The organism is Pseudomonas sp. DSV-1 (genome assembly GCF_035830915.1).
Taxonomy (GTDB): domain Bacteria; phylum Pseudomonadota; class Gammaproteobacteria; order Pseudomonadales; family Pseudomonadaceae; genus Aquipseudomonas.
Genome location: NZ_JAYMYG010000001.1, coordinates 4773229 through 4785808 on the forward strand (window position 1 = coordinate 4773229; position 12580 = coordinate 4785808).

The window sequence follows — 12580 nt, forward strand, 5'->3', positions numbered from 1 at the left end:
ACCCGCAGAATCAGGCGATTACACTCCCTTCCGTCAGAAAATCCAGTTTGTTTAATAAGCCATTAGTGACCTTGCGCGAGAGCGACCCCTCGGTTTATCTGGCAAATCGCGGGCGCCGGTTTTGCGACCGCTTCGCGATCGGACGCAGCCTCGTTCTACTCGTCAGCGGCTACAACGCGGGGTTGGCGACAAAATCTGTAGCCGCTGACGAGCTGTGCGAGGCTGCGCAGCAGTCGTAAAGTCAGCGCCCACAAAAAACCTGGCAGCCCTAAACCCTGGCCACCGTTTTACGGGTCAGTAAATCCGCGAACGCATTCGCCATCGGTGAGTTGCTGCCCTTGCGCTGCACCAGCCACACCGCCGTGTTGGCATCCGGATCAAGCAGCGGCCGATAGACCACGCCCTTGATGCGCATATGCTGGAACGACGCCGGCAACACCGACACCCCCAGCCCCGCCGACACCAGCCCGATGATGGTCATGGCTTCACCCGCTTCCTGTGAAAAGTGCGGGCTGAACCCCGCCTGGCGCGCCAGGCTCAATAACTGCGCATACAAACCGCTGCCATAACTGCGCGGGAAGAACACAAAAGGTTCATCCGCCAAAGCCGCCAACTGCAAGCCATGGTCACTGCCTTCAGCCAAGGGGTGATCGGCGCGGATCACCGCCACCAGCGGCTCACGAAACAACTCCACGGCACTTAACGACTCTGGCAACGCCAGCGGACGCATGATGCCGACTTCAATGGTCTCATCCACCAACCCCTCGGCCACCTCACGGCTGCTCATTTCCTTGAGGTTCAGGTGCACCGCCGGGAATGCCTGGCGGAACGCAAAAATGGCCTGGGGAATGCTGGAATTGAACGGTGCCGAGGAGGTAAAGCCGATCTTCAATTCGCCCAGTTCACCCAGCTGCGCGCGACGGGCCACATCGGCCGCCTTGTCGACCTGGGCCAGCACCAGTCGCGCCTCTTCCAGAAACAATCGCCCGGCTTCACTGAGCTCAACCCGACGGTTGGTGCGATCAAACAAACGTGCCCCCAGTTCCTGCTCCAGCGCCTGTATTTGCTGGCTCAGGGGCGGTTGCGAGATACCCAGCAACTGCGCCGCCCGACCGAAGTGCAGCTCTTCGGCGACGGCGATGAAGTAGCGCAAATGGCGCAATTCCATACAAGCTCCATTGAGTCGTTAAACCTATCAAACAGGTCGAACAATATATTGGAAAGAATCGTTAGCTGCCTATATTCTTTCGTCATTGCCGCTCGGCTTTACCGCAATTTGAGGTCCCCGTGAAAACTGCTGCTGCACCGCTCGCCCACGAAATCCCGCCGTCCGTGCTGGATGATGTTGTCTCCCAACTCAATGATGTGTTTATCGAGAAAGGCACGCCGATGTTTATGCGCACGGTGCTGGCGCTGTTCTCGGGGGGCTTTGCGACTTTTGCGCTGCTGTATTGCGTGCAACCGATGATGCCGGTGCTGTCCCATGAATACGGGATCAATGCGGCACAAAGCAGTCTGATCCTGTCGGTCGCCACGGCGATGCTGGCCATTGGTCTGCTGATTACCGGGCCTATTTCCGACGCCTTTGGGCGCAAACCGGTGATGGTATTTGCACTGTTTTCTGCCGCAGCCTTTACATTGCTCAGCGCCATGATGCCGACCTGGGAAGGCGTGCTGATCACCCGGGCGCTGGTGGGTTTGTCGCTCAGCGGTCTGGCAGCCGTGGCGATGACTTACTTGAGTGAAGAAATTCACCCCCAGCACATCGGTTTGGCCATGGGTTTGTACATTGGCGGTAACGCCATTGGCGGGATGAGCGGGCGGTTGATCAGTGGCGTGTTGATCGACTTTGTGAGCTGGCACACCGCGATGCTGGTCATCGGCGGCCTGGCCCTGGCCGCCGCGATGATCTTTGTGAAGATCCTGCCCGAGTCGCGCAACTTCCGCCCCCGTGCCATGAACCCGCGCAGCCTGCTGGACGGGTTCACCATGCACTTTCGCGATGCGGGCCTGCCGTGGCTGTTTCTCGAAGCCTTCTTGCTGATGGGCAGCTTTGTGACGTTGTTCAACTACATCGGCTATCGCCTGCTGGCTGACCCTTACAACATGAATCAGGCGCTGGTGGGTTTGCTGTCCATCGTCTATCTGTCGGGCATCTACAGCTCGGCGCAAATTGGCGCGCTGGCCGACAAGCTGGGCCGCCGCCGTGTGCTCTGGGCCGTGATTGTGCTGATGCTGGCCGGGATCGCACTGACCCTGCTCGAACCCATCGCGTTTGTGATTATCGGCATGCTGATGTTCACGTTCGGCTTTTTCGGTGCGCATTCGGTGGCCAGCAGCTGGATCGGCCGCCGGGCCATCAAAGCCAAGGGGCAGGCATCGTCGCTGTACCTGTTCAGCTACTACGCCGGGTCGAGCGTCGCCGGGACCCTGGGTGGCGTGTTCTGGCATCTCGCAGGCTGGAACGGTATTGGCGCATTTATCGTCGGCATGTTGCTGATTGCGCTGCTGGTGTCGCTGCATCTGGCCCGATTGCCGGTGCTGCCGGGCAATACCCGCCTCCTGTAGCGTCAGTTGTTGATCTGCAGCCGGGCCTGGAGGCTGCTGTCGCGCTTCTCCAGGCTCAGACTTTCGAAGCGGGCGCCCTGTTGTTCGATGCGGTTGAGCCAGCCCAGCACCGCAACCGCATCCCCGATCAGGGTGATGCGTACAACACCGGCCTCCAGCTCGAACTGCTCGACATTCAACCCCGAACTCGCAGCACTTTCGCTCAAGCGCGCGGCCAATGGCTGACCAGAATCCTGCGCGGCTGAAGCTGGCCTGGCCCGCTGGACTTCATCCGCGAGTGCCACGTTTTTAAGGTGCAGCCCTTGAGCCGCCACCAACCTCTGCTGGGCCGGCAACCAAAGCCCATAGACACAGAATACAACCAGCAATAACACCGCCAGCCCGCCACACAGTTGACGATCTCGACGCGACAAGTGCTGCCAGCGCTCACGCAGATGGGGTTTCATATAACGTCCTTCAGGGTGAGTAATGCCTGCACCCGGCTGCCCTGCTGGCTGGCAGTGCCCAGGGTGACGGGCAGTGCGTTCTGCACACCCCGCGTACGCAGGTATTCAAGCTCGGCGAAGCTGGCGGCGGTGATAGTGAGTACCCAGCCGACATCCGTGCGCCATTCCATGCGTTGCACTTCAACACTGCTGGCACCTATCACCTGTTCAGTCAGTTGCACCAGCCGCGCCATATGACCACTGTGCGGGGCAGCCGCTTGTTGTTGCAGTGCCCTGAGTTGCGCGGTCAGGTCAACAATACGGGTTTGTTCGGGGTAGAGGGTCTTGAAGCGCTGCTCGCTGAGGGCCTGCAAGCGCGCCGCTTCACCTTCCAGAAAACTGCTGCGCCAATGGGTGAAGCCCAAGGCCAGGGCAAATATGATCAAAAAACCGGCACCGACTCGCCGCCACGGCAAACCCTTGATCAGGGGACGAAGCTCGCCTTGCAACAGGTCGATAGCGCCTTTGGGGGGAGCATTGCAATCGAAGTCCCGGTCAGTCAGTTGTGTGGGCAAAGCGCTTTTCACAACCGCCAGCGCCTGCTCTGTCAACGCCAGCCTGGCCTCCAACGCCCCACCAATAATCCAGCGCCCATCCCACCAGGCCATGCAGGCCTGATCGTGGGGTAACACGTCGGCGTCCGCCTGCACGCTGACGATGTTCAACCCACGCTCATGCAGGTGTGCCAATAACCCCTGCAAGCGTTGTTTATGGGTAATCAGCAATGGATAGCGCTGCTGGGCATCCGCCGGGCCGACGGCGATGTGCAGCTCATCAAGGTCCCCCGCCAGTTGATCTTCCACGGCGAAGGCCAGTGCTTGCACGCTGGGCCGACGCCTGCCGGGCCAAGGTTCCGTCAATAGCCAGGTGCACATCTCCATCGGCAGGATCAATCTCACCTCATGGTCTTTCAGTCCGGCCGCAGCCGCGCTCAGTGAGGTGTTTTCAAGGGGGGCGCCGTCGCGCCAGACGATTACGCGGGCGTGCTCGAAGTCTGGATCAGCACTGTGGGCAAAGCCTTCGACCGTGAGATAAAGCCAACTGTTCATCAAGAGGATTCGCTGTGTTGGGGCGCTAAAAAGCGCCGCTGCAGGAGGTGCCACTTCCCGGTTTCAAGATTTCGCGCCATATCGCTTTCAAGGCGCAAACGGCTTTGCCCCAGTCGCACCTCGGTGGTGATCCGAAACCAGCGGCTGCCAATCCCCAGGCCCTGGCTTTGGACCCCAAGCCCGATCAGCGCGGGTAAAAAGGTAAAGTCCTGCACGCTGGCGTAGCCTTGCAACGGACGCTCGGCCACAAGCCTGCGCGCCATGTCTGACGTCACGCCCTCAAGGGTCGCCAGCAGGGTGGCAGATGCGGTGTTGATGTTCAGCAGCCCGCCGCAGCCCAACAACGCGAGCCAGGGTTGCATGCGCGTCAACCACCGGGCGTCGACGCCGGGTACCTGACGCAATTGGCTGATATCGCTCAGGCTCAGCCCCTGGAGGGTACTGGCGGGTACGGGGGTGACTTCAAGCAGGGTTTGCAGGCGCAACCAGCGTTGGGCGATCACTTCATCGACGGGCGCTTTGCCGAGCAAGGCGGTCATGTCAAAGCGCCCTGCCAGGTCTTCGATCTGCACCTCAATCCGGGCATTTTCGCTGTCCAGTGCCGGTGTACCCGTGGCCCAGCCTTGCCCCGCGGCCACGACTGCTTTTGGATCGACCAGCATATCGCGCAAGCGCTGACGCCCCCAGGTTTCTCCGGCAATGCTCAACTGGCGCAATTGCAGTTGGTGAATTTGTTGAGCGCTGCTGTGCAAGGCCAGTCGATGGCTGCGCAGCATGCCCGCGGTGATCAACAGCGCCAGGCTCATGACCAGCAAAACGGTGAGTAACGCGATACCTTGCTGGGCCTTGCGCATTACTCCCCCTCCGGCAGTAACAGCACGCGGCGAACCCGCTCAAATCGCCCGACCGAAAACTGGACTTCCAGGGCTTTGGGCGCTGTCTTGGGGGCCGCCTTGCCGGTGGGCCAATCGCTGCGCCAACCGGTGTGTTCGTCGTATAAGCGCCAGCTCATGTCACGCACATCGCCAAGCAGTTTTTGTTTTTGCAGCACGGGTAAATCCACACCTTGGCTGTAGCGCCAGAGCACACCGTTTTCGAGCTGATAGCTGATGTCTTGAAGCTCGCTGCGCGGCTGGCCCAGCGGGTTGCGCCAATTGCCTCGGCGCAGGGTGAGTTCATTGGGCAACACCCTGAAGCCCGGCTGCCTGGCCGAGGTCTGGACCTGCAACACATCGCGCTCGATCATCGCAACGGCACGCTGCAAGCTGCGCAGGGATTGTTCGTGAGCACTGCTGCTGCGCTCGGCGCGCACGATGGCGTCAAACAAGCGCCAGCAGCCAATGCCCAGCAACGCAAAAATCGCGATGGCGATCACCAGTTCGAGCAGCGTAAAACCCGCCTGTGGCTTAGTCATGTGTGGCGCCGATCCAGTGGGTCACCGATTGCACAGTCTGTTCGCTACCCGCCGGGCTGACGCTGAGCTCAACCCGCAGCAAACCCGTGCCAGGCTCGGACACGATGCGTTGGCTCACGCGCCAGTCGCGTTGTGCATAGCTCAAGTGAAGGGTTTTTTGCCCCGGCGCCGGTGGCGGGGTTTGCAGCTGCAATTCGCTGAGGTGGTTGTCGGCCAGCCAGGCGCCAAACAGCCGGGCCTCAACCCGCGCGCTTTGCCCCAGCACATACTGGCTGGCAGACATGAGCGCCGCCGCCAGCGTGGCGAACACGGCGAGTGCAATCATGATTTCCAGCAAGGTGAAGCCTTTTTCAGCTTTCATGTCGGGGCTCGGGTACGTCAATCACGGCATCAGCCAGGCCATCGCTAACGATGCTGCGCCAGCGCTGCGGCGGGCTGTCGAAGTGCAGTTCGAATGCCGTGTTTTCATCGCTGCTCAACCACAACAACTGCGGCGTGACCGAACCCGCTGTCAGTGGCTGATCCTGACCATCCAGCGTCAGCGCCAGTACCAGCCCCACAGGCAGTGACACCCGTGGTTCGACTGCCTGCCACTGCTCACCTTCAAAGCGCATCAGTTGGTAGGCCCCGGGCTCCAGCCGCAGGCCATATTCCTGCCCCTCAAGCACGGCCTTTTCGCGCAAGCCGTGGATCAGGCCAAGCAAGACGTCTGCTTCCTGACGCGCGTTGCGGCTGTTGTTGTCGCCAAGGCTGATATGCACCATCGAAACGAGCACGCCGATCAACACCATGACCACCATCAGCTCGATCAGGGTGAAACCGGCCGCCGCTCGACGCATGCCTCAGTTGCTCCAGTTGCCGATATCGGCGCCATACCCTTCACCGCCAGGCACCCCGTCGGAGCCAAAGGAAAACAGGTCATAACCCGCCGAGCGAGTGCCCGGATTCAGGTATTGATAAGGCGTGCCCCAAGGGTCCAGCGGCATGCTTTTCAGATACCCCTGGGGGTTCCAGTTTTTCGCCACCGGGCTGCCAGAGGGCTGTTTGGTCAGGGCTTCCAGGCCCTGCTGGGTGGAGGGGTAGTTGAAGGTATCAAGACGGTACATTTCCAGGGCGGTGGCGATCGCCTGAATATCGGTGCGCGCAGCGGTCACTTTGGCCTGGTCCGGACGGCTCATGAATTGCGGAACCACGATGGCGCCGAGTACGCCGATAATCACCACGACCACCATGATTTCAATCAGGGTGAAGCCGCGTTGAGAGGATTTTGCAGGGAGTGTCATCAGTCAATTCACCAGTTGATTAAGACTAAGAATGGGCAACAGGATGGCCATGACGATCAGTAAAACCACGCCGCCCATCAGCACCAACATGATCGGTTCAAACAAGCTCACCACCAGCGCGATGCGCGCCGCGAGGTTTTTTTCCTGTTGCTCGGCGGCGCGCGCCAGCATGCTGTCCAGCTCACCGGCGCGTTCGCCGCTGGCGATCAGGTGCAGCATCATCGGGGGGATATCGCCACTGCGCTCCAGCCCTCGGGCCAGGGTGCCGCCTTCACGTACGGAACGGGCGACATCCAGCATGCGTTGGCGAATGGCCAGGTTGGCAATCACCGTGGCCGAGATTTCCAGGGCATCCACCAACGGCACGGCGCTCTTGCCCAAAATCGCCAGGGTGCTGGCAAAGCGTGCGGCTTCCATCGCACGCAGCACCGGGCCCACCAGCGGCAGGTTGAGTTGCAGTACATGCCAGCGCAGCTTCAGCCGGGGTTGACGCAAGGCCCAGCGAGCAGCGCCTGTCCCCGCCATCAGGAGCATCAGCAGGAGCCAGCCGTAGCGGCGCAAACCGTTGCTCATGGCGATCATGGCCTGGGTCAACGGGGGCAGAGGCTGGCCGCTGTTGATAAATATTTTGACCACGTCGGGCACCACGTAACTGAGCAAAAAGCCGACGATGGCCACCGAGGCGAACATCAGGATCATTGGATAGACCAATGCCAGCTGAATTTTCTGGCGCGAGGCCTGGCGGGCTTCGGTGTAGTCGGCCAGTTGCTCCAGCACATGGCCCAGGTGGCCGCTGCGCTCACCGGCGGCCACCGTTGCCCGAAACAGCTCCGGGAATGCAAGCGGGAACGCCGACAGCGCTGTGGCCAGTGCATGACCTTCCGTGACACGGTTGCGCACGGCGGCCAAGACGTTGCTCACCGCCGTTTTTTCACTTTGCGCTGTCACCGCGGACAAGGCTTCTTCCAGTGGCAGACCGGCATGAATCAGGGTCGCCAGCTGGCGTGTGAGCAAGGCCAGGTCAGTGACCCCAAGCCGCGTACCCGCCTGCCCATGCCGACCGCCAGGGCGGCTTTTTTTAGCCCCGCTCAAACGGGTGATGCGCAAGCCCCGCTCACGCAGTATCTGGCGTGCATGGCGGGCGCTGTCGGCCTCTTGCTGGCCTCGGCAGGTGCGTCCATTGGCGTCCTGCGCCTGATAGTCAAAGGCTGGCATGCTCAGTCCGCCTGGGTGACGCGCAGCAGTTCATCGAGGCTGGTCAGGCCTTCAAGCACCAATCGCTGACCGTCTTGAAACAGGCTGGGGGAACGTTGGCGCGCCTCCCGTGCCAAGTCCGGTTCGCTGGCACCCTGGTGGATCAAATCGGCCAGGGCCGGGGTGATGCTGACCAGTTCGTAGATGCCGGTGCGCCCACGGTAGCCTTGCTGACAGTGGCTGCAACCCTGGGCGCGATACAGGGTCGGGGCGGCTTGGGTGTCAAGTCCCAGCCGGGTACAGGCTGGAGGATCGGCGGGGTACGGGACTTTGCAGTCGGAACACAGGGTGCGCAGCAGGCGCTGGGCCAATACCCCGACCAGGGACGAAGCCAGCAAGTAGGCGTCGCCCCCCATGTCCACCAGCCGGGTCACTGCGCCAATGGCGCTGTTGGTGTGCAGGGTCGACAGCACAAGGTGCCCGGTCAACGACGCCTGGACGGCAATTTCTGCGGTTTCGCGGTCGCGGATTTCACCCACCATGACCACATCCGGGTCCTGGCGCAAAATCGCCCGCAAGCCACGGGCGAACGTCATGTCGGCCTTGGTGTTGACCGGCGTTTGGCCGATGCCCGGCAGGTGATATTCCACCGGGTCTTCGACCGTCAGAATATTGCGGTTCGGGTGGTTGAGATGGCTGAGTGCGGCATACAGGCTGGTGGTTTTGCCCGAGCCCGTGGGGCCGGTCACCAAAAAGATCCCGTGGGGACGCGCCAGGATCCGCTCAAACCGGTTCAGGGTGGCGGCGGGCATGCCCAGGCATTTGAGATCCAGGCGCCCGGCCTGCTTGTCGAGTAAACGCATCACCACGCGCTCGCCGTGGGCCGAGGGCAAGGTCGAAACCCGCACATCCACTTCATGCCCGGCCAGGCGCAGACTGATGCGGCCATCCTGGGGCACGCGCTTTTCAGCAATATCCAGCCGGGCCATGACCTTGATCCGTGACACCAGCAAGTTGGCCAGTTCGCGCTTGGGCCTGAGGACTTCGCGCAGTTGACCGTCGATACGCATGCGCACCGACAGGTAATGCTCGAAGGTTTCAAGGTGTACGTCCGAGGCTTTCTCGCGCATGGCTTCGCGCAACAAGGCGTTGATCAGCCGAATGATCGGAGCATCATTTTCTTGCTCCAGCAGGTCGGCGGTCTGGGGGACTTGTTCGGCCAGGCTCATGAGGTCAAGGTCGTCGTCCAGCCCCTGGGCCACCTGCTCGGCGGCACTGTGGCTGGCGCTGTAGCTCTTGGCCAGGCGCTCGCCGAATTGCGCATCCGCGATCACCTCCACGGTCACTTCGTGGCCTGCCCAGCGCCGCACTTCGGCCAGTGCGCTCAAGGGTGTGTCTGCTCGAACCAACAGGATCGGCGGGATTGAAGAGGCGTCCAGCAGCACCCCGAAACGTCGGGCGAAGCTGAATGGCAAACGTGCGGGGATCAGAGTCATGGGCGCTGGGCTTTGGGCTGACGCAGATCCACCGCCGATGGATCTTGCAGCCTGGCGTCGAACATTTGATTCGCTTTGCTGGGCAACAACCGAGCGTTTTTGTCTTTGCCAGCGGGCTGGCTCAGGTTGCGCAAGGTGTTGTAGCGGGCTTCGCTGATCTCACGCAGGTCCTGTTTGCTGCGCACAATGGTCGGGCGCAAAAACACCATCAGGTTGGTTTTGGTGTGGGTATCCTTGTTCCAGCGAAACAACGCACCCAGATACGGAATGCTGCGCAGCAATGGCACGCCACTCACTTGGGTGCGCACACTGTCTTTGATCAACCCGCCAATCACGATGATTTCGCCGTCTTCAGCCAGGATGGTGCTTTTTAAAGCGCGCTTGTTGGTGATCAAATCGGTCGAGTCGATGCCTTGCAACGAAGGCGCAATCTCGGAGTTTTCCTGTGCGACTTCCAGGCGCAGCGAACTGCCATCGTTGATGTGAGGTTTGATCTTGAGACTGATGCCGATGTCCTGGCGGGTCACGGTGGTAAAGGGGTTGTTGGAATTCTCGCCAGAGCCCGTGTAGGAGCCGGTTTTGAACGGTACGTTTTGCCCCACCAGAATTTCGGCTTCCTGGTTATCCAGCGTCAGCAGGCTGGGCGTGGACAGCACATTGTTGTTGGTATCGCTGGCCAGGGCCGAGATCAGCGCATTGAAACGATCGCCGCCCACTTGCAACACGCCTCCTTCAGGCAGTTTCGCATTGCTCGCGGACAAGGCACCGATCTGAATGTTGGTGCCGGGAAAGCTGATCCCGCCCGTGGCACCACCGGTGTTCACTCCCCATTGCACGCCAAGGGTTTCAACAATATCCCCGGAAATTTCAACAATGGCGGCGTGGATCAACACCTGTGAGCGAGGCTGATCGAGTTGGCGCACGATGCTTTCAAGGGTCCTGACCTGCGCGGGATCAGCCATCAGCACCAAGGCGTTCTGGCTTTGATCGGCCGCCACCATCACCTCGCGAGACGACGCTTTTTGGCTGGCACCGGCCAGGGCGGTCTCTTGCTTCATGCCTTGACCCACGGCCAGCAGTACCTCGGCCAACAGCTTGGCATCACTGTGACGCAGACGAATGACCCGCGAGTTTTCTTGCTGGGCGTTGGCCGGTGTGTCCAGCGAACGGGCCAGCGCGCTTAAACGCTTGCGCATGGCTTCACTGCCCAAAATCACAGACGATTGGCCGACATGTCTGCAATCACCTGGCTGCTCGCGCCCGTGGCTTTTTTATCCAGTGACTGCTCCATGACCTTGGCGATGTCACTGGCCAGCCCATGTTTAAGCTCGACCACGGAATGGCCATAACGGGTACCGGCATCCAGCTGACGCACGATATCGGTAATACGCCGGGTATTGGCTACGGTGTCGGTGATGACCAGCGCATTGGTCGAGGCCGAAGGTCCCACATAGCCATTGTTCGACACCAGAGGCCGCAACAGGCCTGCCAGATCGGCGGCAACGCTGGCATTGAGTTCGATCACACGGGTAACAAATGCCTGGGCCGGGGCAGATCGGGTATCCGTATTCCCTGCCTGGGCCTTGGCCTCGGCTACTGGAATGATCAATAAACGATCACCTTGATCGATGACGGAGAACCCCTGCGCATCCAGCACTGCGTAGAACAACCGGCGCACGCCTTCCCGATCCAGTTCCTGCTCGGAGATTACTGTGATCCGCCCCTGCACCCGAGGATCGAGCACCACGGTAGTGCCCAGTACCGCAGACATTTCCTGCACCACATCACGCAGCTCGGCATCCTTCATTGCCAACTTCCAGTACTGCCCGGCGGCAGTGGCCGAGGTGTGAAACAGCAGCGCGCAGGACATGACCCCGCATGCCAAAAATTGGCCGATGCTTAACGTATTGAATGGGGTCATGGCATTTCTCTATGGTTGGCCAACAAGGGGCCGCAGATGGACTGAAGTGGCTAGCGGGTCAGGGCTGCCGGTAGCTGATGCAGGTAACACATGCCGACTGGCGGGCTTGAGCGTGAGGCGCTCTTCACGACCATTTCGCCACAGCACTACATGGCCAACCTCGACACGACGCAAAACGCTGCCACCGGGTAAAAGATCACCTACCGAGTAAAAGCGGCTGCCTTGTGCGCCAGCCAACAGCGCTTGAGACGGGCCTTGAGTCGATACAAAACTGGCCCGCAACTGCAAGGCTTCCGCGCTCGGCACCCAGGCAGCCTGGGTGTTCAGGCCCATCACCGTGGCAATGGCTTGGGCTTTAAAAGGCTGGGCCGCAGGCACAACCGGCGCACTGACAGGAGCAAACTCGCGGGCCGGGCCCAAGGCGTCGCGATACTGCAGTTCTTGCCATGCCAGATAACTGCCATAGACCAAAGGCAATACCAGCAGCCCCCCGCTCATTGCAGATGCCCCATAACGGCTAATCACGCGCTTAAAACTGTTCAAGACCGTCTCACCTGGGTGCCTTTGCAGTCCCGCCAGGCCCTGCAGTTAATTGTGCGTTACGAAAACATGCGTTTAATGATGGGTCGGCCTGCACAGTGGTGCTTGATCACCGCTGCCACATGCACACTCACCAACAACACCAATACTGCGCAGGCTTGTGTATGAATAAGGGCAAATAATTCATGCAATTGGCTGTTTTCCATGGGCGCTGGGAAACTCACAATATTAAAAAAACTGATCGGTACGTCCATCATCAAAACACCTGAAACCAGAACCGTTACAACCGTCAGATACAGCAGGGTATGGATAAAAAAAGCCAGCCATGGCACAAGATTATTAACGTCCACTGTAACCGGACAACCTCGACCAAAAGACACACAAAGCCTGAGTATAAAAACGGGTGTCAGCAGCAGCCCTAACGAAACATTCATGCTGCCAATAACTTGCTTATAACTGACTGCCTCAGCGACAAGCCCTATATAAAAACCCGACGCCATCAACCAAATAATCAACATTGCAGAGAACCCATGGAGCACTTTCTGCAATGTCGAGTAGTTAATAGTCTTCATCGAAGCTTATTCCCTGATCTCTTCAACAAACCGGGCTGTTCATGATAAACAGCCCGGT

13 protein-coding genes and 1 pseudogene are annotated in these 12580 nt (G+C 60.1%); 1 reads left to right on the forward strand and 13 read right to left on the reverse strand.

Translation table 11 applies throughout. From position 1 onward, the window contains the following. Positions 1-268: 268 nt before the first annotated feature. On the reverse strand, positions 269-1168 hold the full coding sequence (locus VSQ83_RS22140) for a LysR family transcriptional regulator (protein WP_133076733.1): 900 nt from the start codon (positions 1166-1168) through the stop codon (positions 269-271). A 152-nt stretch (positions 1169-1320) separates the two neighbouring features. On the opposite strand from VSQ83_RS22140, the gene VSQ83_RS22145 reads away from it, so the two are divergent. Next, entirely contained in the window at positions 1321-2568 is a 1248-nt protein-coding gene (locus tag VSQ83_RS22145) for an MFS transporter (RefSeq protein ID WP_442800255.1), read from the forward strand. A 2-nt stretch (positions 2569-2570) separates the two neighbouring features. On the opposite strand, the gene gspM is transcribed toward VSQ83_RS22145, so the two are convergent. From gspM to VSQ83_RS22205, 12 genes and pseudogenes are all read right to left on the reverse strand, one after another. Continuing rightward, the gene (gspM, locus tag VSQ83_RS22150; protein WP_326427532.1) at positions 2571-3014 is read right to left on the reverse strand and encodes a type II secretion system protein GspM; all 444 of its coding nucleotides are present in this window, start codon (positions 3012-3014) and stop codon (positions 2571-2573) included. Continuing rightward, complete coding sequence (gspL, locus tag VSQ83_RS22155; RefSeq protein ID WP_326427533.1) at positions 3011-4102, reverse strand: type II secretion system protein GspL; 1092 nt, start codon at positions 4100-4102, stop codon at positions 3011-3013. The genes gspM and gspL overlap by 4 nt, the downstream gene beginning before the upstream one ends. Next, positions 4102-4956 carry a type II secretion system protein GspK gene (locus VSQ83_RS22160; RefSeq protein WP_326427535.1) on the reverse strand — a complete coding sequence of 285 codons (855 nt, stop codon included), beginning with the start codon at positions 4954-4956 and terminating at the stop codon, positions 4102-4104. Before VSQ83_RS22160 ends, gspL begins: the two co-directional genes overlap by 1 nt. Then, entirely contained in the window at positions 4956-5516 is a 561-nt protein-coding gene (gene gspJ, locus VSQ83_RS22165) for a type II secretion system minor pseudopilin GspJ (protein ID WP_326427536.1), read from the reverse strand. The genes VSQ83_RS22160 and gspJ overlap by 1 nt, the downstream gene beginning before the upstream one ends. Continuing rightward, complete coding sequence (gene gspI / locus VSQ83_RS22170) at positions 5509-5877, reverse strand: type II secretion system minor pseudopilin GspI (protein WP_326427537.1); 369 nt, start codon at positions 5875-5877, stop codon at positions 5509-5511. Before gspI ends, gspJ begins: the two co-directional genes overlap by 8 nt. Next, positions 5867-6355: a type II secretion system minor pseudopilin GspH gene (gene gspH, locus VSQ83_RS22175; protein WP_326427539.1), complete on the reverse strand. Its 489-nt coding sequence runs from the start codon at positions 6353-6355 to the stop codon at positions 5867-5869. The genes gspI and gspH overlap by 11 nt, the downstream gene beginning before the upstream one ends. A gap of 3 nt (positions 6356-6358) precedes the next feature. After that, positions 6359-6799, reverse strand: coding sequence for a type II secretion system major pseudopilin GspG (gspG, locus tag VSQ83_RS22180; RefSeq protein WP_133076741.1), 441 nt, complete (start codon positions 6797-6799; stop codon positions 6359-6361). Positions 6800-6802: 3 nt separating this feature from the next. Further along, complete coding sequence (gene gspF / locus VSQ83_RS22185) at positions 6803-8014, reverse strand: type II secretion system inner membrane protein GspF (RefSeq protein ID WP_326427540.1); 1212 nt, start codon at positions 8012-8014, stop codon at positions 6803-6805. Between the two features lie 2 nt (positions 8015-8016). Continuing rightward, complete coding sequence (gspE, locus tag VSQ83_RS22190; protein ID WP_326427541.1) at positions 8017-9489, reverse strand: type II secretion system ATPase GspE; 1473 nt, start codon at positions 9487-9489, stop codon at positions 8017-8019. Continuing rightward, a pseudogene (gene gspD / locus VSQ83_RS22195) lies at positions 9486-11359 on the reverse strand (type II secretion system secretin GspD). The gene gspE and the pseudogene gspD overlap by 4 nt, the downstream one beginning before the upstream one ends. A 60-nt stretch (positions 11360-11419) precedes the next feature. Further along, a complete protein-coding gene (locus VSQ83_RS22200; RefSeq protein ID WP_326397231.1) occupies positions 11420-11953 on the reverse strand; it encodes a type II secretion system protein N in 534 nt (177 codons plus the stop codon). Between the two features lie 56 nt (positions 11954-12009). Further along, positions 12010-12522, reverse strand: a complete 513-nt coding sequence (locus VSQ83_RS22205; protein ID WP_219262179.1) for a cytochrome b — start codon at positions 12520-12522, stop codon at positions 12010-12012. Positions 12523-12580: the final 58 nt, after the last annotated feature.